General features: G+C 63.7%; 29 protein-coding genes and 1 tRNA gene. 27 read left to right on the top strand and 3 right to left on the bottom strand.

Translation table 11 applies throughout. From position 1 onward, the window contains the following. Positions 1 to 104: 104 nt before the first annotated feature. Positions 105 to 569: an RDD family protein gene (locus M673_RS12525; protein WP_061976368.1), complete on the bottom strand. Its 465-nt coding sequence runs from the start codon at positions 567 to 569 to the stop codon at positions 105 to 107. Positions 570 to 654: 85 nt separating this feature from the next. Then, positions 655 to 1677, bottom strand: coding sequence for a porphobilinogen synthase (gene hemB / locus M673_RS12520; RefSeq protein WP_061976367.1), 1023 nt, complete (start codon positions 1675 to 1677; stop codon positions 655 to 657). A 274-nt stretch (positions 1678 to 1951) separates the two neighbouring features. Here hemB and M673_RS12515 point away from each other — a divergent pair, with 274 nt between their 5' ends. The 9 genes from M673_RS12515 to nusB all read left to right on the top strand — a co-directional run bounded on the left by M673_RS12515 (position 1952) and on the right by nusB (position 9435). Next, positions 1952 to 2368 carry a DUF6163 family protein gene (locus M673_RS12515; RefSeq protein ID WP_061976366.1) on the top strand — a complete coding sequence of 139 codons (417 nt, stop codon included), beginning with the start codon at positions 1952 to 1954 and terminating at the stop codon, positions 2366 to 2368. Positions 2369 to 2536: 168 nt separating this feature from the next. Then, entirely contained in the window at positions 2537 to 3046 is a 510-nt protein-coding gene (ldtR, locus tag M673_RS12510; protein ID WP_061976365.1) for a transcriptional regulator LdtR, read from the top strand. 319 nt (positions 3047 to 3365) lie between these two features. Next, positions 3366 to 4697, top strand: coding sequence for a L,D-transpeptidase family protein (locus M673_RS12505; protein WP_061976364.1), 1332 nt, complete (start codon positions 3366 to 3368; stop codon positions 4695 to 4697). 147 nt (positions 4698 to 4844) lie between these two features. After that, on the top strand, positions 4845 to 6164 hold the full coding sequence (glyA, locus tag M673_RS12500) for a serine hydroxymethyltransferase (protein WP_061976363.1): 1320 nt from the start codon (positions 4845 to 4847) through the stop codon (positions 6162 to 6164). 9 nt (positions 6165 to 6173) lie between these two features. Continuing rightward, positions 6174 to 6656, top strand: coding sequence for a transcriptional regulator NrdR (nrdR, locus tag M673_RS12495; protein WP_061976362.1), 483 nt, complete (start codon positions 6174 to 6176; stop codon positions 6654 to 6656). Then, on the top strand, positions 6643 to 7734 hold the full coding sequence (gene ribD, locus M673_RS12490; protein ID WP_061976361.1) for a bifunctional diaminohydroxyphosphoribosylaminopyrimidine deaminase/5-amino-6-(5-phosphoribosylamino)uracil reductase RibD: 1092 nt from the start codon (positions 6643 to 6645) through the stop codon (positions 7732 to 7734). The genes nrdR and ribD overlap by 14 nt, the downstream gene beginning before the upstream one ends. After that, positions 7734 to 8348, top strand: a complete 615-nt coding sequence (locus M673_RS12485) for a riboflavin synthase (RefSeq protein WP_061977822.1) — start codon at positions 7734 to 7736, stop codon at positions 8346 to 8348. Before ribD ends, M673_RS12485 begins: the two co-directional genes overlap by 1 nt. Before the next feature lie 142 nt (positions 8349 to 8490). Next, positions 8491 to 8937 carry a 6,7-dimethyl-8-ribityllumazine synthase gene (locus M673_RS12480; protein ID WP_061976360.1) on the top strand — a complete coding sequence of 149 codons (447 nt, stop codon included), beginning with the start codon at positions 8491 to 8493 and terminating at the stop codon, positions 8935 to 8937. 3 nt (positions 8938 to 8940) lie between these two features. After that, on the top strand, positions 8941 to 9435 hold the full coding sequence (nusB, locus tag M673_RS12475; RefSeq protein WP_061976359.1) for a transcription antitermination factor NusB: 495 nt from the start codon (positions 8941 to 8943) through the stop codon (positions 9433 to 9435). A 124-nt stretch (positions 9436 to 9559) separates the two neighbouring features. Here nusB and M673_RS12470 read toward each other — a convergent pair whose 3' ends face one another. Further along, the gene (locus M673_RS12470) at positions 9560 to 10057 is read right to left on the bottom strand and encodes an outer membrane protein assembly factor BamE (RefSeq protein WP_061976358.1); all 498 of its coding nucleotides are present in this window, start codon (positions 10055 to 10057) and stop codon (positions 9560 to 9562) included. A 176-nt stretch (positions 10058 to 10233) separates the two neighbouring features. Here M673_RS12470 and M673_RS12465 point away from each other — a divergent pair, with 176 nt between their 5' ends. The 18 genes from M673_RS12465 (at position 10234) to M673_RS12385 (ending at position 25214) form a co-directional block, all read left to right on the top strand. After that, the gene (locus M673_RS12465) at positions 10234 to 10776 is read left to right on the top strand and encodes a ubiquinol-cytochrome C chaperone family protein (RefSeq protein WP_061976357.1); all 543 of its coding nucleotides are present in this window, start codon (positions 10234 to 10236) and stop codon (positions 10774 to 10776) included. Beyond that, positions 10773 to 11339 (top strand): YceD family protein, encoded by a 567-nt coding sequence (locus M673_RS12460; protein WP_061976356.1) that lies wholly within the window; start codon positions 10773 to 10775, stop codon positions 11337 to 11339. The genes M673_RS12465 and M673_RS12460 overlap by 4 nt, the downstream gene beginning before the upstream one ends. 138 nt (positions 11340 to 11477) lie before the next feature. Then, on the top strand, positions 11478 to 12530 hold the full coding sequence (gene plsX, locus M673_RS12455; RefSeq protein ID WP_061977821.1) for a phosphate acyltransferase PlsX: 1053 nt from the start codon (positions 11478 to 11480) through the stop codon (positions 12528 to 12530). Then, positions 12527 to 13501, top strand: coding sequence for a beta-ketoacyl-ACP synthase III (locus M673_RS12450; protein WP_061976355.1), 975 nt, complete (start codon positions 12527 to 12529; stop codon positions 13499 to 13501). The genes plsX and M673_RS12450 overlap by 4 nt, the downstream gene beginning before the upstream one ends. Positions 13502 to 13619: 118 nt before the next feature. Further along, a complete protein-coding gene (locus tag M673_RS12445) occupies positions 13620 to 13961 on the top strand; it encodes an integration host factor subunit alpha (protein ID WP_061976354.1) in 342 nt (113 codons plus the stop codon). Positions 13962 to 13974: 13 nt separating this feature from the next. After that, positions 13975 to 14517 (top strand): MerR family transcriptional regulator, encoded by a 543-nt coding sequence (locus M673_RS12440; RefSeq protein ID WP_061976353.1) that lies wholly within the window; start codon positions 13975 to 13977, stop codon positions 14515 to 14517. Between the two features lie 265 nt (positions 14518 to 14782). Beyond that, positions 14783 to 14859, top strand: a tRNA-Pro gene (locus M673_RS12435). 16 nt (positions 14860 to 14875) lie between these two features. Then, positions 14876 to 16885, top strand: coding sequence for a glycoside hydrolase family 15 protein (locus tag M673_RS12430; RefSeq protein WP_148640064.1), 2010 nt, complete (start codon positions 14876 to 14878; stop codon positions 16883 to 16885). A 196-nt stretch (positions 16886 to 17081) separates the two neighbouring features. After that, on the top strand, positions 17082 to 18872 hold the full coding sequence (locus M673_RS12425; protein WP_061976351.1) for a site-specific integrase: 1791 nt from the start codon (positions 17082 to 17084) through the stop codon (positions 18870 to 18872). Positions 18873 to 18994: 122 nt separating this feature from the next. After that, complete coding sequence (locus M673_RS12420; protein ID WP_187301264.1) at positions 18995 to 20245, top strand: phage portal protein; 1251 nt, start codon at positions 18995 to 18997, stop codon at positions 20243 to 20245. Next, a complete protein-coding gene (locus M673_RS12415) occupies positions 20242 to 20574 on the top strand; it encodes a gene transfer agent family protein (protein ID WP_061976349.1) in 333 nt (110 codons plus the stop codon). The genes M673_RS12420 and M673_RS12415 overlap by 4 nt, the downstream gene beginning before the upstream one ends. Continuing rightward, complete coding sequence (locus M673_RS12410; protein WP_061976348.1) at positions 20571 to 21719, top strand: hypothetical protein; 1149 nt, start codon at positions 20571 to 20573, stop codon at positions 21717 to 21719. Before M673_RS12415 ends, M673_RS12410 begins: the two co-directional genes overlap by 4 nt. Beyond that, positions 21716 to 22237, top strand: a complete 522-nt coding sequence (locus M673_RS12405; RefSeq protein WP_148640063.1) for an HK97 family phage prohead protease — start codon at positions 21716 to 21718, stop codon at positions 22235 to 22237. Before M673_RS12410 ends, M673_RS12405 begins: the two co-directional genes overlap by 4 nt. Positions 22238 to 22248: 11 nt before the next feature. Continuing rightward, positions 22249 to 23400, top strand: a complete 1152-nt coding sequence (locus M673_RS12400; protein ID WP_061976347.1) for a phage major capsid protein — start codon at positions 22249 to 22251, stop codon at positions 23398 to 23400. Positions 23401 to 23413: 13 nt separating this feature from the next. Next, positions 23414 to 23911, top strand: a complete 498-nt coding sequence (locus M673_RS12395) for a hypothetical protein (RefSeq protein WP_061976346.1) — start codon at positions 23414 to 23416, stop codon at positions 23909 to 23911. 3 nt (positions 23912 to 23914) lie between these two features. Next, positions 23915 to 24505, top strand: coding sequence for a phage tail assembly chaperone (locus tag M673_RS12390; RefSeq protein ID WP_061976345.1), 591 nt, complete (start codon positions 23915 to 23917; stop codon positions 24503 to 24505). Then, positions 24505 to 24861, top strand: coding sequence for an HNH endonuclease signature motif containing protein (locus M673_RS23690; RefSeq protein ID WP_082639415.1), 357 nt, complete (start codon positions 24505 to 24507; stop codon positions 24859 to 24861). The genes M673_RS12390 and M673_RS23690 overlap by 1 nt, the downstream gene beginning before the upstream one ends. After that, a complete protein-coding gene (locus M673_RS12385; RefSeq protein ID WP_061976344.1) occupies positions 24858 to 25214 on the top strand; it encodes a phage tail protein in 357 nt (118 codons plus the stop codon). The genes M673_RS23690 and M673_RS12385 overlap by 4 nt, the downstream gene beginning before the upstream one ends. Positions 25215 to 25227: the final 13 nt, after the last annotated feature.

Here is a 25227-nt window from a genome sequence, read left to right as displayed (position 1 = left end):
TCTGTCCGCCGGCGCAAGAAGCGCGCCGGCCTGTCATACCAATGTGAGACCTGACGCGCGTGTTGGAAAGACCGTAAGGGACGGCCTTTCCGACGCAGGGACTCTCAGCCCCGACGCACCACCACAGTTCCGAGCAGGAGGTCCTGCAACAGCTGCTTGCGCGGCGTGAAAAGCGCTACGAGCACGATGAAGCCCGAGGTCAGAGCGCCGGCGGCCCAGAAGAGGATGCTGTGCGCGGCGCCCAGCGCCGGGTCCACCGGCTTGCCGTCCAGCCGCTCCAGGCGCAGATCGAACATCCGCATTCCGGGCGTCGCCTGCGACGCGCTGCCGAGCGTGAAGGTCACATAGGGCAGCGCCACCAGCGGAAACAGAATCGCATAGAGCATCCATCCCAGGCCCAGCGTCAGCACGCCGAGAAGGCCGATCACGAAGACGGCGGGGACACAGAGCATCAGGACGATGGTGTAGTCCACCAGGAAGGCCAAGCTCCGGCGCGTGCGCACGCTGCGATAGGCGCGCGGTTCGTCGAGCCAGGTGGAGGCGGGATTGTAGGTGGCGGCGTTGCTCATGGGCGCGGGGTTCCAATGTCCTTCGCTGTAGGAAATGGGAACCCCATCGCCGAAACTCAACACGTTCGGCGCGGCTGATAGAGCTTCAGCGCTGCTGGAGCGCCTCGGCGACGCGCGGCGAGAAATAGCTGAGGATGCCGCTGGCGCCGGCGCGCTTGAAGGCCCGGAGCGATTCGAACATCGCCCGGTCGCCGTCGATCCAGCCATTCTCGGCCGCCGCCATGATGACGGAATACTCGCCCGAGGTCTGATAGGCGAAGGTCGGCATCCGGAACTCCTCGACCAGCTTGGCGAGAATGTCGAGATAGGGCAGGCCGGGCTTCACCATGATCATGTCGGCGCCCTCGGCAATGTCCTGCGCGGCCTCGCGCAGGGCCTCGTCGCGGTTGCCCATGTCCATCTGATAGGTGCGCTTGTCGCCCTTCAGCGCGCCGGTGGAGCCGACGGCGTCGCGGAACGGGCCGTAGAAGGCCGAGGCGTATTTGGCGGCATAGGACATGATCATCGTGTCGCGCAGCCCCGCGCCGTCCAGCGCCGAGCGGATGCAGGCGACGCGTCCGTCCATCATGTCGGACGGCCCGATGATATCGCAGCCCGCCTCGGCCTGCACCAAGGCCTGTCGGCAAAGAACCTCGACCGACTCGTCGTTGAGAATGCGCCCGGCGCGAACCAACCCGTCATGGCCGTGGCTGGTATAGGGATCGAGCGCCACGTCGCAGAGAATGCCGATCTCGGGAACGGCGGCCTTGATGGCGCGCGTGGCGCGGCACACGAGATTGTCCGGGTTGAGCGCCTGCGTGCCGTTTTCGTCGCGAAGGTCCGGGTTGGTGAAGGGGAACAGGGCGATCACGGGAATGCCGAGCTCGGCGGCGCGCTCCGCCGCCTCGACGCAGCCGCGCACGGAATAGCGGAACACGCCGGGCATGGAGCGCACGGGCTCCGGCTCGCCTTCGCCCTCGCGTACGAAGATCGGCCAGATCAGGTCGTTGACGCCGACATCGCTCTCGCGCACGAGGCGGCGAACCCATTCCGTCTGGCGCAGGCGTCGAAGGCGTGTGCCGCCCGTGACCTGATCGATGGTGCGCGAAAGCGTGATGTCGTTCTTCATGTCGGGCCGCTCATGCTGATGTCGGGCAAACAGGCGTCGGAGAAGGGGGCGAAGGCCTGCCTCGAACTCTCAGGGCTTCTTTAGCGACCGGACCCGCCTGACGAAACCGTGCACCGGGAAAAATCGCGTCCGCCCTGCCATCCCGCCGGGATATGGTCTACCTCTTGCGCAAGGCGGACCGAGCTTGAAGGTCGGCCGCGAGACGGGACAGATGCATGGCAGTAGCGAGTTTCGACGTTTCGAGCGTCCGTCGGGGAGGTGACGGACGGCGGCGATGACGATCGAACCCTTCAAACAGGACCGCGAGAAGACGCTGAACCGGACCCTGACGGTCTGGCTCTGCCGGATCGCGGGGCTTGCCCTGTTCGGCATGGGCCTCTTCTACTGGGCGCGGCTGATCGGCGTGTTCGACGGGCCGCTCTGGCGCTTCGACCTCATGCCTGTCTGGTGGCGCTTCGCCGCGCCGACGCTGGCGGTGCTCTATCCCGTTGCCGGCATCGGCCTCTGGATGCTGGCCTCCTGGGGATCGGTGATCTGGGTGCTGCTTACGCTGGTCGAAGGGACCATGCATTTCGCCTTTCCGCAGCTGTTTGGCGCCGACATCCTGCCGGTTTCGCTGAACCTCACGGGGTTGGCCCTGCTCGCCATGCTGCGCATCGTCGCCTACTTCGAATCGCGCCGACAGTCCTGACGAAATTCGACCGAACACGGTTAGGGCTTGTTAAGCAACAATCGTAAACGGCCAAGGCTAGATTTCGTTAACGCCGACGTTTAAGTCGAATTTTAGAGGGGTTCTGTAGCTTGGGACACAAGAAGAGGTCGAAAGAGACCTACGCCAAGCAACAACGGAGCCGTTCTCATGTCATCGACGCCCGCCCGCCGCGAGATTCAGCCCCCGGTCGAGAAGGTGGAACTGAAGTCGCTCTATCTCGAAACGCTCCAGCTGGTGGAACGCCTGCACCGCAGGCTCCTTGACGTCATCAAGGACGAGTTCGATCGCAACGGGCGCACCGACATCAACGCCGTCCAGGCCCTGCTCCTGTTCAATATCGGCGACGCGGTCCTGACCGCCGGCGAGCTGCGCTCGCGCGGCTTTTATCTCGGCTCGAACGTGTCCTACAATCTGAAGAAGCTGGTCGAGCTGGGCTTCATCGACCACCAGAAGTCTCGTGTCGATCGCCGCGCGGTGCGCGTCTCGCTCACCAAGGCCGGCCGCGAAGTCGCCGAAATCGTCGCCGAGCTTTACGATCGCCACATCGGCTCGATCGACAAGGTGGGCGGGCTCGACGAGGGGGAGTTCCAGAAGATGAACAAGTCCCTCCAGCGCCTCGACCGCTTCTGGAACGATTCGATCATGTATCGCCTGTAAGGCGTGCGGGACGGGCACGTCCTCCAGTCCGTGCCTCTTCCAACTTGCCCTGCGACCGGCCTCCCGGTTGCAGGGCCTTTCCATGTTCGACGACCCGTTCTCCGGGGCGTTTGGGCAACAGGGCGTCAAACTCTTGAGCGGGGCGCCGTCTCGTCGCCCCTGATCCACGCTTTCGCCCTATTTCGATGCGCTTTCAAGGCCATGTCACTCGCGGCCTTCCGCTCGCGAGTTCGTGTGCCGCCTGTTTCCGGTTGGTTTACCACGCGGCCCTTATGGAAGGGTCTGCGCGAACGGGCGAGAAACGTATCGAGGGGATTTCATGACGAAGAGCAGGTCCGACCGGGTGCTTGAAGGCATGTCGCGGCGCCGTTTCCTGGCGGGTGCGGCGACGGCGGCCGGGGCGGCGGCCTTTGCCGGGACGGCGCGCGCCCAGAGCGCGCTCGACGGCGTTCTGGCCGCGCCCAATCGCGGCGGCTGGACGGACCAGTTCGACACGCGCGCCGCCAGCGTGCGCAACGTCGCCTCGTATCAGCCGGTCTTCTCGCCCAACACGATCTCGGCCATGCAGTCGGCGGTCGGCCATTATCAGCAGATCGTCTCGGCCGGCGGCTGGCCCAGCGTTCCGGCCGAAGGCAAGATGGAGATCGGCGCGCAGGGTCAGGCCGTCGCCGCGCTTCGCCAGCGTCTGGCCGTGTCTGGCGATCTCGACCGCCAGGCCGGCGGCTCCACCGCCTTCGACACCTATGTCGACGCGGCCGTGAAGCGCTTCCAGGCGCGCCACGGACTCCCGGCGGACGGCGCGGTGGGCGAATACACGTTCAAGGCCTTGAACGTGCCCGCCGACGTGCGCCTGAACCAGCTCTACAAGAACATCGATCGCCTCCAGAAGATTCAGCTGGATCCCGGCCGCTTCGTGATGGTCAACATTCCCGCGGCGGCGATCGAGGCGGTCGAGAACGGCCGCGTCGTGCAGCGCCACACGGCGGTGGTCGGCAAGATCGACCGGCAGACGCCGATCCTCGATTCCAAGATCACCAATCTCAACCTCAATCCCTACTGGCATGCGCCGGCCTCGATCGTCCGCAAGGACATCATCCCGCTCATGCAGAAGGACCCGACCTATCTCACGCGCAACGACATCGTGATCTATGGTCCCGATGGCGGCGTGATCCCGCCGGAGTCGATCAACTGGCATTCCGAGGAGGCGGTGAAATATCTGTTCCGCCAGAATCCGGGCCGGATGAACGCCATGTCCTCGGTGAAGATCAACTTCCCGAACCCCTATTCCGTCTACATGCACGACACGCCGCAGCAGAGCGTCTTCTCGCAGCTCATGCGCTTCGAGTCGTCGGGCTGCGTGCGCGTTCAGAACGTGCGCGATCTCATTGTCTGGCTGGCGCGCGACACGCCGGGCTGGGACCGCGCCGCGATCGAGAAGACCATCTCGGCCCGCACGCGCCAGGATGTGAACTTCACCAACCCGGTGCCGCTGCACTTCACCTATCTGACGGCCTGGGCGACCGAGCCGACGGTGGTGCAGTTCCGCGACGACATTTACCATCTCGACGGCGACGCGCAGCTCGCCATGAACCGGCTTCAGACCACCGCCTATTCGGCGGGCGAGCAGGCAAGCGCCGACCTGCCTTACTGAATGCGGGCACAAGGATAAAGGCGACGCCGGGCTGAAAAGCCCGGCTTTTTTACTTGCGCGCCAGACGGTTGGCCACGTCGCGGGAACATGGTAAGGCGCCGAACTCAGCCGGAGAAGATCGTTTCCGGCCGCGATCAGGAGGTCTCAATGTCGCAAGCCCATGCCCTGGACACGTCGACCCGTCACGACCCGTTCTTCAGCGACGGCATCGCGACGCTGGACCCCGATCTCTTCGCTGCCATGCGCGACGAACTGCATCGCCAGCAGCACGAGATCGAACTCATCGCCTCGGAGAACATCGTCTCCCGCGCCGTCCTGGAAGCGCAGGGCTCGGTTCTCACCAACAAATACGCCGAGGGTTATCCCGGGCGCCGTTACTACGGCGGCTGCGAGTTCGTCGACGTGGTGGAGCAGCTGGCGATCGACCGCGCCAAGCAGCTCTTCAACTGCGGCTTCGCCAACGTGCAGCCCAACAGCGGCAGCCAAGCCAACCAAGCCGTGCTCATGGCGCTGTCCAAGCCCGGCGCGACGATCCTCGGCATGAGCCTCGACGCGGGCGGCCACCTCACGCACGGCGCCAAGCCCAATCTTTCCGGCCGCTGGTTCAACGCCGTTCAGTACGGGCTGGATCTCGCAACCGGGCTGATCGACTACGATCAGGTCGAGCGTCTCGCGCATGAGCACAAGCCCGACATCATCATCGCCGGCGGCTCGGCCTATTCGCGCCAGATCGATTTCGCCCGCTTCCGCCAGATCGCGGATGCTGTTGGGGCCTTCTTCTGGGTGGACATGGCGCATTTCGCCGGCCTCGTGGCCGGTGGCCAGCATCCCAGCCCGTTCCCGCACGCCCATGTCGCGACGTCCACGACGCACAAGACCCTGCGCGGCCCGCGCGGCGGCCTGGTGGTGACCAACGACGAGGACATCGCCAAAAAGATCAATTCCGCGATCTTCCCCGGTCTGCAGGGCGGCCCGCTCATGCATGTGATCGCCGGCAAAGCCGTGGCCTTCGGCGAGGCTCTGCAGCCGAGCTACCGCACCTACATCAAGGCCGTGGTGGACAACGCGCGGGCGCTGGCCGGCGTGCTGCGCGAGGGTGGCCTCGACATCGTCTCGGGCGGCACGGACACGCATCTGATGCTGGTGGACCTGCGCCCGAAGATGCTGACGGGCAAGGTCTCGGAAACCGCGCTCGGCCGGGCCGCGATCACCTGCAACAAGAACGGCGTTCCCAACGATCCGGAAAAGCCGACCATCACGTCCGGCATCCGCGTCGGCACCCCGGCGGCGACGACGCGCGGCTTCGGCGTCGCGGAGTTCGAGGAGGTCGGGCGCCTGATCGTCGAAGTGCTGGACGGCCTGAAGGCGGCGAACTCGGAAGAGGGCAATGCCACGATCGAGGCCGGGGTGAAGGCGAAGGTCGAGGCTTTGACCGCGCGCTTCCCCATCTATTCCAGCCTCGGCTGACGGCGCTTCATGCGCTGTCCCTTCTGCGGATCGCAGGACAGCCAGGTGAAGGACTCGCGCCCCGCCGAGGATGGCGGGGCGATCCGTCGCCGGCGGGTCTGCCCTGATTGCAACGGGCGCTTCACCACGTTCGAGCGCGTGCAGCTGCGCGAGCTCATGGTGGTGAAGAAGTCCGGCCGGCGCGTGCCTTTCGAGCGCGACAAGCTGGCGCGTTCCGTCCACACCGCGATGCGCAAGCGCCCGGTGGACACCGAGCGCGTCGAGCGTCTGATCTCCGGCATCGTGCGCCAGCTCGAATCGAGCGGCGAGACCGACATTCCCTCCGAGCTGATCGGCCGCCTCGTGATGGATGCCCTGCGTCATTTCGATGACGTGGCCTATGTTCGCTTCGCCTCGGTCTATCGCGACTTCCGCGAGGCGCGCGATTTCGAATCGGTGATCGAGGAATTGAAGAGCGACCCGATCGTCTCTGCCGAAGATGAACGGGCTTGAGGTGAGGGCGGTTGACGAGCGATGGATGGCAGCCGCCATCCGGCTCTCGCGGCGCCATGTCGGACTGACCGCCGACAACCCGTCCGTTGGCGCCATCATCGTGGCGCCGGACGGTCACATCGTCGGGCGCGGAGTAACGGCGCCGGGCGGTCGGCCTCATGCGGAGCGCGTGGCGCTGGCGCAGGCTGGATCGGCCGCGCGCGGCGCGACCGCCTATGTCACGCTGGAGCCCTGCGCCCATCACGGCCGCAGCCCTCCTTGCGCCGAGGCGTTGATCGAAGCCGGGATCGCCCGGGTCGTCTTTGCCGCGTCCGATCCCGATCCGCGCGTCGACGGACGCGGTGCCGCCATGCTCCGCGCCGCCGGCGTGGAGGTCGAGCAGTGCCCGTCCGGCACTGAGGGCGAACGACCCTTCGAGGGCTTCCTGTCGCGCCTGCGCCTCGCTCGACCCTTCGTGACCCTCAAGATGGCCGTGTCGGCGGACGGGTTCGTCGGCCGTGTTGGCCAAGGGCAGGTCGCGATTTCCGGGCCGGTCGCCCGCCGGCAGACGCATCTCCTCCGGGCGGAAAACGACGCGATTTTGATCGGCGCCGGCACGGCCCTTGCTGATCGCCCGCTTCTGACCTGCCGCCTGCCAGGGCTTGAGTCGCGCTCGCCGCGCCGCATCGTGCTCGATCGCCGCTTGCGGCTGCCTCTCGATCACCCACTTGTGGAAACGGCGGGCCTCGTGCCGACGCTGATCGCGACGGGCGAAACCGGGGCGGCGCGCCTCGCTCCGTTCAAGGCGAAGGGCTGCACCATCTTGCCCCTGACTGAGAGCGGGTTGGGGGACTTCCTGGCAAGCCTCGTTCCGCTCGGGATCTCCTCCCTGCTGTTGGAGGGCGGGCCGCTCCTGGCGGAGGCTTTCCTTCGAGCCGATCTCGTGGACCGGGTGGTTTCGGTTCGTTCCGAGCGCGCGATCGGCGGGCCAGGCATTCCCGTGCCGGCGCAACTTGCCTCGCTTGGCGGCTTCACGCCCGAGCGAAGCGAAGAGTTTGGACCCGATCGCTGGGTCGAATGGAAAAGGACGAGAGTCTGATGTTTACCGGAATCGTATCCGATGTGGGGCGCGTCGTTTCCACGGAGGCGCTGGACGAGGGACGGCGCTTCCGGGTCGAGACCGTCTACGATCCCGAAACCATCCTGATCGGCGCCTCGATCAGCTGTTCCGGCGTCTGCCTCACCGTGACCAAGCTGCCGGAAACCGGCACCAACAGCCGTTGGTTCGAGATGGAAGCCTGGGAAGAGGCGCTGCGCCTCACCACCGCCGGCAGCTGGGCGGAAGGCACGCGGCTCAATCTGGAGCGCGCGCTGAAAGTCGGCGACGAACTCGGCGGCCATCTCGTGTCCGGCCATGTCGACGGGCAGGCCAGCATCGTCGCGCGCCAAGACGAAGGTGAGGCCGTTCGTTTCACGCTGGAGGCGCCACCGCACCTGTCGCGCTACGTCGCCCCCAAGGGCTCGGTCTGCCTCGACGGCACCTCGCTGACGGTGAATGGCGTGGAAGGTGACCGCTTCGACGTGCTCCTCATTCGCCACTCGCTCGAAGTAACCACTTGGGGTGAAAAGCAGGTTGGCGATTCGGTGAACCTTGAGGTGGACCAGATTGCACGCTATGCCGAGCGTCTGTTCGGCGCCGGCCGGCCCGCCTGATCGCGGGTCGCCCTGGCGCCCCATGAGTTCAGGGCCGATCGGCTATGCCGGCCGGCCCTTGCGTTTGTTGGAAATTCGCGTGCCGACCCGGTCCCTCCCGTAGCCGAGCGTCGCCGCTTTGCTCATTGGAAGGTCCTCGCCCATGTCCGCGCCGCATATCCTGATCGTCGAAGCCCGGTTCTACGACCACCTCGCAGACTTCCTGCTGGAAGGCGCCAAGGCGCATCTCGACGCCGCCGGCGCGACCTATGACGTCGTGACCGTTCCCGGCGCGCTGGAGATCCCGGCCGCCATCGCCTTCGCCCTGGCCGGCGCGGAAGAGGGTGGGCGCGATTTCGACGGGTTCGTCGCGCTCGGCTCCGTGCTGCGCGGCGAGACCTATCACTTCGAGGTCGTTTCCAACGAATCCAGCCGCGCCATCATGGATCTGACGGTGCAGGACGGCGTCGCCATCGGCAACGGCATCCTGACGGTCGAGAACGAGGAGCAGGCCCTTGAGCGCGCCCGGCCCGATCGCAAGAACAAAGGCGCGGCAGCGGCCGAAGCGGCTCTGACCATGATCGCCCTTCGCCAGCGATTCGGGGCCTGATCGATGTCCGACCCCCAGAACGTCCGCCCCGCCAACAAGCGCGGCGCCGCCCGCCTCGCCGCCGTTCAAGCGCTCTACCAGATGGATGTTGGCGGAACGAGCCTCCTGGAAACCGTGGCGGAATACGAGTCCTTCCGTCTTGGCCAGGAGCTCGACGGCGACACCTATCGCGAGGCGGATGCCGCCTGGTTTCGCGACATCGTATCGGGTGTCGTGCGCGCGCAGACCACGATCGACCCGCTGATTCATTCCTCGCTGACCTCCGACTGGCCGCTGTCGCGCCTCGACACGACGCTGCGCGCCATCCTGCGCGCCGGCACCTACGAGGTGACGAGCCGCAAGGACGTGCCGACCGCCGTGATCGTCAGCGAATATGTCGACATCGCCAAGGCCTTCTACAGCGAAGACGAGCCGCGCCTCGTGAACGCGGTGCTCGACCGCGTGGCGCGCCGTTCGCGTGGCGAAGGCCGGGGGCAGGAAGCTCGCTCGGTGGACTGATCGGGCGGGGAGGCCGAGCCTCCCTCAAACCGTTTTCTCATCGAATCGCAAAAAAGGCCGCGCGGCACGAAGCCGGCGGCCTTTTTCGTATGAAGAGGGCGGCTTCACGCCGCCCAACAGTCGTTCAGCGTCCCGGCGAAACGCTCGACTTGCCGAGCTTGTCCAGAATGTCGCCGCCGCTCGGGCCGCTGTCGGACAGGATCGAGCCGAGGAAGCTGGTGTCGCGACCGCCGGTCGGCGTGGTGCGCGAGATGAAGTCGAACAGGCGACCGTTCTCGAGCCCATAATTGGCGATGCGATCGACCGTGTTGTTCTTGCTGAAGTAGATCGCCAGCACCCGCTGCTCGACGAGGCGCGGGTTCATGAAGGCGACCGGGCGGACGCGCTTCTGTGAGATGTAGTAGAACACTTCGTTGTCGAACGTCGCCGTGGTGGAGGGCGTGCCGAGCGCCAGCAGCACCTGCTCACGGCTCGATCCGACGGGGACCTGCGCGAGCGTCTGCTCGTCGACAATGTAGCCCTGATTGTAGACCTGCGAGGTCTGGCAGGCGCCGAGCGCCAGGCTGGCTCCAAGTCCGGCCACCAGAGCCACGCAACGCAAAGGTCTTTTCTGTTCGCTCACGCTGGCGCTACTCCCCCGGACGCATAAGGCACTCTTCGCCGCATAGGCCCGACTTGGTCGGAAATTGAGGCAATTGCCCCTGAAAAACATGGCGTCTTGGTAAAGCACCTTGGGAAACGTTGCAATCGCGCCGCGCCCGTGCGAACCGGATTGAGGATCAGGAAAAAGGGGGCGGAATGCTCGAAGCCTTCCGTCGCAGGCGTCGGAACCGCGTGGTCGTCGAGGCGATCTGGGAACAGGTCGTCGCCCGGGCGCGTCGTGCCTATCGTTTCGAGGCGGGCGGCCTTCCCGACACGGTGATGGGCCGCTTCGAATCCCTATGCATTGAGGTGTTTCTTCTCCTGCGTCGATGCGGCGAAGAGCCCGCGCTCTCGGCGCTGTCGCAAGACCTGGTAGACCGGTTCATGACCGATCTCGACCATTCGCTGCGCGAGATCGGCATCGGCTATCTCGCCGTGCCCAAGCGGATGCGGGCGCTGGCGGCGCGATTCTATTCCCGCGTCGGCGCCATGGAAGGGCCGCTTTCGGCAGGTGATAGGTCGGCTCTTGCAGAGGTCCTGCGGGCTGGAGCCTTCGTCGACGCCCCGGGCGGGCACCCGGATGCGGCACCCGACCTCGCTCACCATATGATGGAAGAGGCGACGTGGTACGCCGCCATCCCCACCGACCGGCTTCTGGCCGGACGACTTGAGTCTCAGAACGGAACGAACGCTCCATGAACCGCCCCGACCCGACCATTGAGCCGGCCCCTCTCAAGCTGGAGGTCGCCGTCACCAAGCTGCCGCAGAACGGGATGCCGGTTCGATTCGAGGCAAGCGCGGACGAGCGCGCGGCTTTGGCGGATCTGCTCGGCATCCTGTCCGTCGAGAAGCTGGAGGCCGATCTCACGGTTCGCCGCTGGAAGCGCGACGGCGTCGAAGTCGATGGCCGGTTCAAGGCCGAGGTGACGCAGGCCTGCGTCGTCACCACCGACCCCGTCCGGGAAAAGATGGACGAGCGCGTCGAAGTGATCTTCGTGCCTGAAGGCTCGCGGCTGTCGCGCATCGCGCCGCAGGACGATGGCGAGCTGCATCTCGACCCGGAAGGCGCCGATATCCCCGAGACCTTCACCGGCGACCGGATCGATCTCGGGGCCTATCTCACGGAGATCGTGGGTCTGGCGCTCGATCCCTATCCTCGCTCCGAGGGCGTCGAGTTTGAGGAGATCGACACGGACCCCGAGCCGGATGGAGGGCGGGTTTCCCCCTTCGCCGCGCTCAGCCAGTTCAAGACGCCCAAGTGAATTCGGGCGGCGCCCGCGAGCGCCGCCAGCTGCGAGGGCGCGCGATCGCGCCTGTTTCTAAGGCCGGCCGGATGCCGGATTGTTGAAAGCGAGCCAATCTTGGATTCGAAAGCCTCCATCACTCTCGCCCTGGATGCCATGGGCGGCGACCACGGGCCCGAAGTGGTCCTGGCAGGAGCGCAGATCGCCCTGGAGCGCCACCCCGATGTCCGCTTCATTCTGTTCGGACAGGAAGAGGCGGTGCGCCCGGTTCTCGCGCGCCTGCCCAAGCTCAGCGAACGTTCGGTCTTCCATCACTGCGACGTTTCCATTCGCATGGATGACAAGCCGTCCCAGGCGCTGCGCCAGGGGCGTAACAAGTCCTCCATGTGGAAGACCATCGAGGCCGTGAAGACGGGCGATGCGGATGTCGCCGTTTCGGCCGGCAACACCGGCGCGCTCATGGCCATGGCCAAGTTCTGCCTGCGCACCATGGCCAATATCGAGCGGCCGGCCATCGCCGCCATCTGGCCGACCATCCGGGGCGAGAGCATCGTGCTCGATGTCGGCGCCACGATCGGCGCCGACTCCCAGCAACTCATCGACTTCTCGGTGATGGGCGCGGCCATGGCCCGCGCGCTCTTCCATATCGAGCGGCCGACCGTCGGCCTCCTCAATATCGGCGTGGAAGAGGTGAAGGGCCAGGACGACGTCAAGGAAGCCGGCCGTCTCCTGAAGGAAACGCCGATCGCGGGCCTCGAATATCGCGGCTTCGTGGAAGGCACCGATCTCGGCAAGGGCACGGTGGACGTCGTCGTCACCGAGGGCTTCACAGGCAATATCGCGCTGAAGACGGCGGAAGGGACGGCCAAGCAGATCGCATCCTATCTTCGCGCGGCGATGACGCGGACCTGGATGGCCAAGATCGGCTATCTCTTCGCCAAGAGCGCGTTCGACCGGCTTCGCGACAAGATGGACCCCAACAAGGTCAACGGCGGCGTGTTTCTCGGCCTGAACGGCGTCGTCATCAAGAGCCACGGCAGCTCCGATGCGGAAGGCACGGCGGCTGCGATCGACGTGGCCTATGCCATGGCGGCCAACGGATTGCTGGCCAAGATCGAGGCCGACATCAGCGACGTCTACACGCAGGTCGCCGCGGCGGCCGAGTTGGGAGCGCTCGCCGCCTCCGAATCGAAAGAAGCGCTTCAATGACCGTCACCCGTTCCGTGATCCTGGGCACCGGCTCCTCGCTGCCGCGCCGCCTGATGCCCAATGCCGAGATGGAAGCGCTGGTCGACACGAGCGACGAATGGATCCAGCAGCGCACCGGCATCCGCCAGCGCTATATCGCGGGTGAAGGCGAGACCACGGTCTCGCTTGGCGAGGAGGCGGCGCGCCAAGCCCTGGAGGCCGCCGGCCTCCAGCCCACCGACATCGATTTGATCATCGTGGCGACCGCCACGCCCGACAACACCTTCCCCGCCTCGGCCGTGCAGATCCAGCGCCGGCTCGGCATCACGGCCGGCTATGCCTTCGATATGCAGGCCGTGTGCAGCGGCTTCGTCTACGCGCTGACCACAGCCGACCTGCATCTGCGCTCGGGGCTGGCGCGCCGCGCGCTTGTGATCGGCGCCGAAACCTTCAGCCGCATCCTCGACTGGACCGACCGCACGACCTGCGTTCTGTTTGGCGACGGTGCGGCGGCGGTGGTTCTGGAGCGGCGCGAGGAAGCCGAGGAGGCGGGGCGAGGGGTGCTCACCGCCAAGCTGCGCTCGGACGGCAACCATTTCGAAAAGCTCTATGTCGATGGCGGCCCCTCCTCCACCGGGACGATCGGCCATCTTCGGATGGAAGGGCGCGAGGTCTTCAAGCATGCGGTCGGCATGATCACCGACGTGGTGGAGGATTCCTTCTCCACGCTCGGCATCTCGGCCGAGGACATCGACTGGTTCGTGCCGCATCAGGCGAACCGGCGGATCATCGACGCTTCGGCCAAGAAGCTCGGCATCGCGCCGGAGAAGGTGGTGGTGACGGTGGACCGGCACGGCAACACCTCCGCTGCCTCTATTCCTCTGGCGCTGGACGTCGCCTGCCGCGACGGCCGCATCAAACAGGGCGATCTCGTGCTGCTCGAAGCGATGGGCGGCGGCTTCACCTGGGGCGCGGTGGTCGTCCGCTGGTAAGCTGAAGGCTTGATTGCGCTACGGTTTTCGGTATTTTCGATCAGCAGGGCGAACCGTTCCCGATTGGCTTTGGGGGCATGGGACGGTGGCGCGCTTGGCAGTTGAGCAGGGGAAGCGCATGGGAGACAGGACGTTGACGCGGGCCGATCTCGCCGAGGCGGTGTTCCGGAAGATTGGCCTCTCGCGAACCGAGTCGGCCTATCTCGTGGAATCGGTTCTGGAAGAAATCTGCACGACGATCGCCAAGGGCGAGGCCGTGAAGATCTCGTCCTTCGGCTCCTTCCTCGTGCGCAGCAAGAACGAGCGCGTGGGCCGCAACCCCAAGACCGGCGAGGAAGTGCCGATCTCGCCGCGCCGCGTCGCGGTGTTCAAGCCGTCCAACGTCATGAAGGACCGCATCCTCGCGGCGCATGACCGGCGCAGTGGCACCGCCCAGCCGGTTCTGAAGGCGGCCGAGTGATGGCGCGCGCGGGATGACCGACAAGAGCGCCGACGCGTTTCGAACCATCAGCGAAGTCGCGGAAGATCTCGACCTGCCGCAGCATGTGCTGCGCTTCTGGGAAACGCGTTTCCCTCAGATCCGGCCGATGAAGCGCGGCGGGGGCCGCCGCTATTATCGCCCGGACGATGTCGAGCTGCTCAAGGGCATCCGATATCTCCTCTATGTCCGTGGATTCACGATCCGCGGCGTTCAGCGCATCTTGAGAGAAAGCGGGCCGCGCGCCGTCATGGCGATCGGTGGCGGCGATCTCAGCGGCCTGGAGCGTCTTCAGTCCGGCCGCGCGGGTGGCGGGGCGAATTCCGAGCCGGACGAAATCGACGAGACCGCAGACGAATCCATGCCAGTCTACGTGCCGGAAAAGCCGCGCGGCGGCCTGTCCAACCTTCTGCGGCGTGAACGCGAAGGCGACATCCTCGTCGGTTCGCCCGCTCTGTCCGGCGACGCCGCGACACGCCTCAACGGCGTGATTCTCGAGCTGCTGGAACTCAAGCGGCTGCTCGATCAGGTTCGCTGACGGCTGCGGGTCTCGAGTCGAGACCCGCCATGGCGCTTTGCGCGTTTCCCATCCCTGACATAGCTTTTGCGCATGCGCGTGCGCCTGCGCCAGATGTCCGTTGTCTGCAGACCCGGTTTTGTGGGCCGCCGATGCACCGCCTCACTGCAGCCGGACAGCGCAGCCAAGAGCAATTCGACCTTTCCCCGGTTTCTCACCGTTGGTTCGAACAACGCGCCGAAATCGCTTGCTTTCGAGAGCCCCATCTTCTACGGAGTTCATCAGTCGGAGCGTAGCGCAGCCTGGTAGCGCACCTGAATGGGGTTCAGGGGGTCGGAGGTTCGAATCCTCTCGCTCCGACCACTTCTCCGAAAATTCCTTGCTTGTTGTATCGAATGTTCGCAGGCATTTTCGGAGCCGTGCTTTCGAATGTAATGACGGTTTGAAGCGTTCCCGTCGCAAACCCTGCGACCGATGCGCGCTCGTGAAACCCGGTCGGCCCTCCAGGCATTCGGCTTGCGTGATCAACAGTCGGCGTCGGCTTCTTTCAGTCGTGTCCGGTCGAGCCGAGTGGCGTTTCATGCTCAAGCCCTATCCCCGCAAGGGGCCTTTTCCGAATCGTGCCGATCTCGGATATCTCCCGCTTTGCGCCTATGCCGCCCTGGGCGACGGAAGGTCCGTCGCGCTTTCCGGCGCCGACGGCTCCATCGACTGGTGGTGTGTCCCCAATCTCGACTCGCCTCCGATGTTCGATCGACTTCTGGCGGAAGGTGAGGGCGGGTCCTTCTCTGTCACGCCGACGGAGCCCTTCTCCGTCGAACGCGGCTATCGCGAAGGCAGCAATGTCCACGAGACGATCTTCACCACCGCCAGCGGACGGGCCGTCCTGACCGAGTCCGTCAACACGGGCCCCGGCGGTCGCCTGCCTTGGTGCGAATTGGCTCGGCGGGTCGAAGGGCTGGATGGCTCCGTGGAGTTCCGCGTCCGCCTGCGGTTCAGCACGCGGGCCAATTCAATCTGCCCCTACTTCTCCCGCAACGACAACGCGACGACTTTTCATGCCGGAGACGTTCTCGGCCTCTTCCGTCATTCCGATGGCGTGGAAATGGTCGAGGAGGGCGACGACGGGATCGAGGCGCGGTTCCGCGTGGAGGCGGGCAGGCGAGAGATCGTTGCCATCCTGGCCGGCCAGAACGAACCGTTGGTCGTCGCGACCATGGAGGAGATCGATCGGCGCATCGATGTCTCCGATAAGGAGTGGCGCGAGTGGTCGGAGGAGATCGGTTACGACGGCAAGTTCGCGCCAGAGGTCATGCGCAGCGCGCTGGCGCTGAAATTCCTGCTCTATTCTCCGACCGGCGCGATCGCCGCCGCCGCCACGACCTCGCTGCCCGAGGGAATCGGCAATCACAAGAACTACGACTACCGCTACGCCTGGGTGCGCGACGCCTCCTACACGATCAAGGCCTTCCTGCGGATTGGCGCCAAGTCCGAGGCCAAGGCGGCCTTCACTTGGCTCATCCACCGCCTGGAGGAGCATGGGCCGCAGGTCTGCTACGAACTGAACGGCAAGCTGGTCGAGGACGTCACCGAGATCGACCTCCCGGGCTATCGCGACAGCCGCCCCGTCGTGCGTGGCAATCAGGCGGCCGGCCAGCTCCAGCTCGGCGTCTTCGGCGACATTTTCGAAACGGCGGCCCGCTTCGTCGCGGACGGGCATATCATCGACCCCCACAGCGCCGAGGTCTTGGCGCGCATGGCCGATATCTGCGCCGACAGCTGGCGCAAGAAGGACGCCGGCATCTGGGAGTTGGAAGAGACCGAACACTACACAATGTCGAAGATCAGCGCCTGGCAGGGCATGGCGCGCGCCGCCGAGCTGGCCGGGGGCGGCCATCTTCCCTCCACCTGCAAGCCCCGCTGGGAGCGCACGCGCGATCGCATCGCCGAATGGATCGATCAGAATTGCTGGAGCGAGGAGAAGCAGTCCTATCTCTTCTTCCCCGGCAGCGACGCCTATGACGCCTCCCTGGCATTGGCGGTGCGCTTCGGCTTCGACGGGCAGGATCGGCTGGAGAAGACGATTCGCGCTATAGACCGCAACTTGGCCGCCGGTCCGTTCCACTACCGCTACAATGGCGTCGAAGAGGATGAAGGCTGTTTCCTGGCCTGTTCCTTCTGGATCTGCGAGGCGCTGGCGCTTCTCGGCCACCGCGAAGAAGCCGAATCGCGCTTCCGAGCATTGCTGGATGGCCTGGACCTCGGCTCCGGCATATACAGCGAGATGATCGATCCCGAGAAGCGCACCTTCCTCGGCAACATGCCGCAAGGCCTGACGCATCTCGCGTTGATCCAGACGGCCGCTACCTTATCGGGCAATGAGATCTAGCGGGCTTGATAGGGTTCTGCGGATCGCATGCTCCGTGGAACCCAGGTCGGTTTGAAGGAGATATGGCTGGGGCGCCTGGAACATAATCCAACTTTTTCTAAGCGCCTGTTTCGCTTCAAACTATTGCAGACGTTGACCTTTTTCGCAAGCGACTGGTACACACGGCTGGTACACACGACCCAGCCATAGGGCTTACATGTCGCAAGTTTCCTACCTCATTCGGATCGGCGCGAGCTACTACGCTCGCCTTCGGGTTCCGCTCGACCTTCGCGAGATCGTCGGGGCTGAGTTCCGCAAGAAGTCGCTCCGAACGAAGGATCGGGACGAAGCGAAGCGACGCATGTGGCCCGTTATCGAAGAGTGGAACCGGGAGTTTGACGACCTCCGGTCCCGGCAAAACGTCTCGGCAGAAGATCGCGAGCGCGCCGGCTGGGATCACTATTCCGGCGCGCTGGAACGCGACGAGATCGCACGGCAGCATATGCCGACGCCCGACGAGATCGAGAAGGCGAGGGAAGATACCATCGCGACGATCCAACGCGAGGGATTTGACCTTGGCGATGGTCTCGCCGTTCTGAGTGCAAGCACTGACTTCCTTGTCACGAAGGGCGGACGCGAATGGGACGCACATGCTCGCCGCGTGAAACTGGACACTCTCCGGCGACACCTGACAGAAGGCGAGTTCGCCTTGATCGCCGACGAGGTAGACGAGTTCATTCGGAAAAACCGTCTTCTAACTAAGCCCGGTTCGTCTGACTATACGGACCTCGCTCGCCGTTTCATGCGGGCTGAAATTCAATATCTTGAGCGTTCGTTAGAACGGGACGCGGGCGACTATTCCGGCACGTCAAAAGACCCCGTTGTCACCCCGCCGACCGGCACGGCTCACGAGACCGCAAAGCCGGGCGAAACGATCATGGAGCTTTTCGAGAAGTACGCGCGTCAGAATCCCAACGGCGTGGCTCCCGACACTCTGAATCAGGCCCGGCGCGACATTCGAAGCTTTATTGAGGTTCACGGCACGGGCTTTCCTGCGCATCGGATCGACAAGCCGGCCGTCGCCGCGTGGATGGACCTTCTGGAACTCTATCCTGTGAAGGCGACCGAAACCAAGGCATTCGCTGGGATGAAGCTCCCGGAGATCGTGAAGGAAAACGAGCGCATCGGAAAGCCGACGCTTACGCCCCGGACGATCAATCGCTATCTGTCGAGCCTGGGAGCATTCTGCGACTGGCTGACGAAGCGCGGCGTTCTGCAAATCAATCCGACGCAAGGCATGAGCCTTGCGAAAGAGAAGAAAATCACCACGACGCCCTTCAAGCCTGACCAGCTTGTGACGCTCTTCTCGTCACCCCTCTTCACCGGATGCCTAAGCTCTGACGAATGGCGCAACGTCGCGAAGCCGGGGAACGTCGCAATCCGCGACCATCGGTTTTGGGTGCCGATTATCATGCTCTACAGCGGCGCACGACCCGGTGAGATCGCCCAACTATCCGTTGCCGACGTCAGAACGCAGGACGGCATTCCCTTCATGCACATCACCATCTTAGGCGACGACGAGAAGAGCGTGAAAACGCGCGGATCCATGCGCGTTGTCCCGATCCACTCGGAACTTGTGCGCCTGGGCTTCCTCGACCATCACGTTCGCATGAAGGAAGCTGGCGAGGCCAAGCTCTTCCCCGAAGCGAAGCGCAACGCTCGCGGCCAGATGATAGCCGACTTCTCGCGCGAGTTTGGACGCTACCTCGAACGGATTGGTTTGAAGAAGGGTAGGGGCCTTTCGCTCTATTCATTTCGACATGGTGTAGCTGACGCCTTCCGCATGGTGGGTCACATGAACGAGGATTTCGGTTATATCCTCGGCCATACCAAAGCTTCTACAACCAACATCTATGGGGTGCTGTCTCAGGGTACTCTTACCCAGCGTGTCGAGCTTATCGAGAAGATCGCTTATCCCGGCCTCGACCTCTCGCACCTAATGCCGTAGCGGCTCACATTCGATCACAATAAAAAGCGACGTGGGATTCACTTCCTATGTCGCTTTTTTCTTGCCGCCGCGAATCAGCCTATGAGACAATAGTGTTAAGTAATGAACACGGTTGTCTCTCGTTGTCAAAGTTGTCCTTCCTAGCGTCGTTCGGAAAGCTCTTCGGGATCGAAGAGAAGAGCGCGCCTGTATCGCAAGATGATGGCTGGGAAGCTCTAATCTCTGCGCCTGGAACTCATGGCGGCGTGTTCGTAACCGCTAAGAGTTCTTTGACGGTTCCAGCAGTGAACCTCGCTGTAACGCGAATTTCTTCTGCGCTCGGCACGATGCCGGCGAAGCTCTATCGGCGAACCGATGGCGGCAAGGAAGTCGCAGACGATCACCCGGCCTATCGTCTTATTCATCGTCGCGCCTCGCCGCTCGTTCAGGCTGGCGCTCTTCGCCGTCAGTTGACGCAGGACGCGCTCTTGCATGGCAACGGCTTCGCCATTGCGAACCGCGTGAAAGGCTCCGTCGTGGAGTTCCTTCGCGTTGATCCGGCCGCAATGACCGTCGAGGCAAACGACTTCGGCGAGCCTGTCTATCGGCTGATGACGAACAATGGCGTCCGCACCTATGAGGCGCGGGACGTTCTTCACCTTCCGGCCCTGCTATTCGATCACGATGGGCTCAAGGGTCTCGCTCCGATCAAGCTGGCGCGGGAAGCAATCGCGCTCGCCCTCGCGATGGAGAAGCATGGCGCCAAGCTCTTCCAGAACGGCGCTCGTCCGTCATTCGGCATCGTATATCCTCCCGAAGCGACTGCGCCGTCTGGCCCTGACCGGGACGGCTCGACTACCCGCAAGAATGTCGTCGCCCGCACCCGCGCTGGCCTGGAAGGCGTCGACAACTCCGGCAAGGCCGCGATCTTTTTCGATGGCGCGACCGTCACGCCTTTCTCTTTCTCGTCTGTCGATGCGCAGTTCCTTGAGCTTCGCCGCTTCGCCGTTGACGAGATCGCCCGCGCCTTCGGCATCCCGCCGCATCTTCTTTTCGAACTCGGCCGGGCGACCTGGGGCAACTCGGAAGAAATGGCTCGCCAGTTCCGCGAACTGACGCTCCTACCTTGGATCGAAGCATGGCAGGACGCTTACGAGCGTGTCCTTCTCGACCCTGGCACCGACGAAGACCTCTCCGTCGAGTTCATCACCGACGACCTTCTCCGGGCTGACACCACCGCTCGCTTCGAAGCCTACAGCAAGGCCATCGCCTCGCGCATCCTGAACCCCAACGAGGTTCGGGCGATGGAGAACCGCGCCCCATACGAAGGCGGCCAAGCCTTTCTCAATCCCAACACGACGACCGGAACGGCACCGGCGAAGGAAGCCGAATGACCGGCACAACGCATCGTCAGTTCTTCGGTGACGAAGAGCGGGATTTCGCGCTCCCGAACGCGCAAGCATTCGAGCTTGAGCGCGTGACCGGCTCCGGCTTCGGCGCCCTGGCGCGGCGCATCCTTTCCGATGACTACAGCCTAGCCGATCTTCACCAGACCATTCGCCTAGCCTTGATCGGCGGTGGCACCGATCCGCAGGAAGCCGCTGCGCTCCTGTCGGCATACGTCTATCCGCGCCCGGTTAACGAGGCTCGCCTTCTCACGCTGTCGATCGTCGGCGCGGCCTATTTCGGGACCGACGCAGAAGGCGAGAAGGAAGCGCAATGAGCGATTACCTCGCGTCCTTCGCTGAGTTCGACCTTATCAGCCCTCTTGAGCCGAGCGAACCAACCTTCCTTTCTGGCTTGGTTTCGATCCGCATTTCGGCCCCTGACGACATGACACTTTTGTCTTCTGGCACGATGGGCTTGCTCTTCGAATATGCGCCTTTCGGCTCTGACGAGGACGGCTTCCCGTGGACGGAAATCGAACCGAAAGGGCGCACGATCAGCGGCGAAAGTGCGGTTTACCAGTTTGACCGGCGCCCCGCCGGCTGGTGGCGCGTAACCCTCACCCGGCAGGACGTTCGCTTCCTCACCGGCAGAGACGGCGCGCTTCTGACCGGCCGCGATGGAGCTTTGCTCATCGAGTCGCTTCCCTACGCAATCGAGAAGACCGGCGGCCGTGTAGCGCTGCTTGTTGAGAAAGTCGGCATGAGAATCTTGGCAGATAATAGCCTGGACGTTGAGCGGTTCGCGTCTGCGATTGATGCTCGTTTCGTCTGCCTTCCAACCAACAGGCCCGACCATGGCGAGACCGAACTCGTCTCGCTGAGCGAAGACGCGCTTCCCTACAAGGGTTCGGGAGTCGGCTTTCAGACCGTTGCGAAGCCCTTCGCGGGCAAAGTGAAGCTCGCAATCACTGGCACTGTTGGCGCCATCGGCTTTCTTGTCGAGCGCTCGACAATCGATCCGGCGACCGGCACCCCGAATTGGCACCAGCACCAGTTCGGTGGATTCAAGGAAGCTGACGCTTCGACCGGCTATTTCGACGGATTTCATGAACCCGGTCTCGGCTGGTGGCGCGTCTATGGCGTGTTGAACGGGGGAAGGGCGCTTAACGCTAATCTCCGGGTCGTCCTGACAGGCGAGAACGAGCGCGTCATCGCGCCTTCTATGGTCGCGACGTTCACCAGCGCGGATGGAAAGCCCGTCATGATGCGGAAGCACTTCACCAGCGGCACTAGCAACGATTGGCTCCATTGGGGACGGCAAGACTCCGGCGTCACTCACCCCATGCAGGTCGAACGGGTGGAGTTCATGAATAGCGTTCGCGCTGAGATCGCGCGCCGCAACGCCGCTTACTCGTTCACGCTTGCGACCTTTGACGAGTTCGGCACCGCGCTCGCCGCAATCGAGACCATCGTCGCATGATGAACCGTCTCGAAACCAAAGCCGCCCTTTCGGTTGATGATGCCGGCGAGATCACCGGCATTGCGTGGCCGTTCGGGACGCCTGATCGCGTCGGTGACATGATCGAGAAGGGCGCCTTCGCTGGCGCTTCCGTCCCAATCCCGATGCTAGCCTACCATGACCCAAAGCGCCCAATCGGCGTTTGGACATCAATCGAAGAGTCCAACGCCGGGCTCGTCGTGAAGGGCCGGCTTCTCGTTGATGATGTCGCAGACGCTCGCGAGATGCGCGCGCTTATCCAAGCTGGCGCCATTACCGGCCTATCAATCGGGTTCTCTGGCGCCAAGGGGATGCACCGCGCCGCGACGAAGAGCGTTCGGGCCGGCCGCACGATTCAGCGCCTGGACCTTCACGAAATCAGCGTGACGCCGGTCCCGGCTCACCCTGGGGCGCAAATTCACACCGCCAAAGCTTCCGGCAGCACCGTCGCGCTCGTCGGGGCTCTTTACAACGCCGCGACGGTAATCCGAAATCAGTAAGGACAGACCAAATGCACCTCAACCACATGGCGTTCATCGAGAACGCTTTCGAACTCAAGAGCGCCGACGAGGGCGGCGACGAGACCGCGAACGAGATCGTTACGAAGGCGCTTGCCGACCTGACGGCCAGCGTCGAGGATCGCGTCAAGGCCGTCGAGACAAAAGCGGCCGACCGGCTCGACAAGCTGGAAGCCAAGCTCAATCGCCCGTATCTCGGCGGCTCTTCCGAGAACACTGACGGCCAGATCGAACGGAAGGCTTTCGAGTCGTTCGCCCGTCGCGGCGTCGAGCGAATGGGCGCCGACGAAGTGAAGGCACTTACCGTCTCTCAGGACTCGGCGGGCGGATACCTTGCTCCCGAACAGTTCCTCAATGAGATCGAGAAGAACCTCGTTCGGTTCTCGCCGATCCGCCAGTTCGCTCGCGTCGCATCGACCACAGCCGGCGAGATCATCCTTCCGAAGCGTACTGGCACTGTGACCGCAAAGTGGGTGGGTGAAACCGAAGCGCGTCCGCTGACGCAGCCGGCCTATGGTCAACAGAAGTTTGAGATTTTCGAACTCGCGGCCATGACCGATATGTCGCTTCGCCTTCTCGAAGACGCGGCTTTCAACATGGAAGGTGAGCTTTCTAGTGAGTTCTCCGAGCAGTTCGGCCGGGAAGAGGGTCGTGCGTTCATTCTCGGCGATGGCAACGGAAAGCCTTCTGGCCTCCTGGCCAACACGGAGATTGAAAGCCTCTCCACGGCGATTGCCGCCAAGGTCAGCACCGACGATCTTATCGACCTCTATCATTCGCTTCCTGGCTACTATGCGGCGAATGCCGTGTTCGCCATGAACCGCGCCACCATCGGCGCCGTGCGCAAGCTCAAGGATGCTGACGGCCGGTATCTCTGGACTGACTCTTTCGTTTCGGGCAATCCGCCGACCATCCTCGGCCGCCCTGTTGTCGAATTCCCCGATCTTCCCGACGTAGCGGCTGGCGCCGTCCCGATCGTGTTCGCGGACTTCTCAAATTTTCGCATTTTCGATCGTGTCGGACTGTCGGTACAGCGTGACCCGTACACGGTTGCAGATACTGGCGAGGTTCGCTTCCGTGCGCGTCGTCGTGTCGGCGGCGCGGTCTCCAAGGCCGAAGCCTTCCGCTTCCTCAAGGTGAAGTAAGGGGCGCACGATCATGACAACTCAAGCCACTGTTTCGAACGTCACCTCCACGACGCTTACGAAGGTCTACATTCACGGCGAGTCGTCGGCCGATACCAAAGCCGAATTCGAAGCGCTGACTTGGACCGAGATCGGCGACGTGACCGACATGGGCGAGTTTGGCGACGAGCGCGAGGAAATCACGAAGGAGACCTTCGGTCGTGGCCGGCGCATCAAGCGTTCAGGCGTCAGCGATGCCGGCGCCCTTGAGCTTGAAGTTCTGCGCAACGTCTTCGATCCCGGCCAGACGATCGCCCGTAATGCTCTGAAAGGCGGCAAAACCCAAGCCATCAAGGTTGTCTTCGATGACGTACCGCCTGGAGGCGGTACACCCACTGTCGTCTACTGCCTCGGCGTTATCCTGTCGGGGAAGTACGTAGTGAGCGGCCCGAACGAAATGCTGATGCAGCGTTTCAAGGCGTCACTGACCGGCGAGCCTATCGAGGTTCCCGCGACTTCGGCAATCGCATAACGAATGACGTGGCTCGCTGAAAAGATCGAAATGACGATCGGCGGTGAAACTGTCGAGCTTCGGCCGACCCTGCGAGCCGCACTACGTCTCGCGCGAGACTTCAACGGCTATCAGGGCCTTCTGTCCGCCATGTCGGAAGGCTCTATGACCGTTCTCGCGCGCATCGTGCGGGAGTGTTTCCCTCGTCCGGCACTCCCGCACGATCTTTTTCCGAACGATCGCCCGCTCGCGCAAACCATCGCGGACTATCGCCTTGCCTGTATCGCTCTTGTGAGCGGCTTCCTGGCGAGCCCGCAGGAAGACAAGCCGGATAGCACCGCGCAGGGTGCCAGCCGCGAGGGTGAAAAGCCCTTCGATGCCGTCCGCTACTTCGAAGACCTCTTCGGCTTCGCGATCGGCATTCTTAAGTGGCCTCCCGAGACCGCCTGGAATGCTACTCCCGGCGAAATTCGTGCGGCAATGGCCTTCCGTGAACGGGTCTACGCGCCGAAGGACGAAAAAAAGCGGAAAGACGAGATTCCCTACGACCAGCTCACCCTTAGTCAGAAGGCAAGGAAGCTCTTCGCCAATATCGGCACCCGGATCGAAACCTAATGCCATCGAAGCCGGGGCGCATCTGCGCATGTGGAAACAAGGTCGCGGGCGGCGAGCTATGCCAGTGCCAACGCCAAGCCAACCGCGAGCGCAAAGCCCGCCATGATGCCAGCCGCCCAAGCGCAGCGGCGCGCGGCTATGACGGGAAGTGGCGCATGGCGCGCCTCGCATATCTCGCAATCCATCGAACCTGTCGCATGTGCGACGAGCCCGCGACCGTCGTGGATCACATCATTCCGCATCGCGGCGACTTCTCAAAGGGCGGCCTCTTCTGGAATCGCCGGAACTGGCAACCGCTCTGCGCTCACTGTCACAACTCGAAGAAACAAGCCGCAGAGAAAGGCGGCAGTTCATGACCCTTCCAACATTCATCCCGCCCGAGCCGCCCGTCATCGGTTCCACCCTCAAGCGTGAGATCAAGCTCAACAAGACGCAATTCGGCGATGGCTATTCTCAGGCCACACGCGACGGGCTCAATCACATGCGCCGCGTCGTAAGCCTCCGTTGGGAAGCCCTCGATTTAGACGACGCAGTTGCGATTGACGACTTCCTCGCGATCCAAGGTGGCGACCGCCCCTTCACCTACACGGCTCCCGGCACTTCCCAAGCGCTCGTCTGGACTTGTGAAGATTGGAACATGACGCAGACCAGCGGCGGCTACGCATCGATTGATGCCACATTCCGTCAATGGTTTGGATACGCGTCATGAGAGTTTTAGACGA

The organism is Aureimonas sp. AU20, from assembly GCF_001442755.1.
Lineage (GTDB): Bacteria > Pseudomonadota > Alphaproteobacteria > Rhizobiales > Rhizobiaceae > Aureimonas.
The sequence above is the reverse complement of the archived record's forward strand: the minus strand, read 5'-3'. Positions and strand labels throughout refer to the sequence as shown.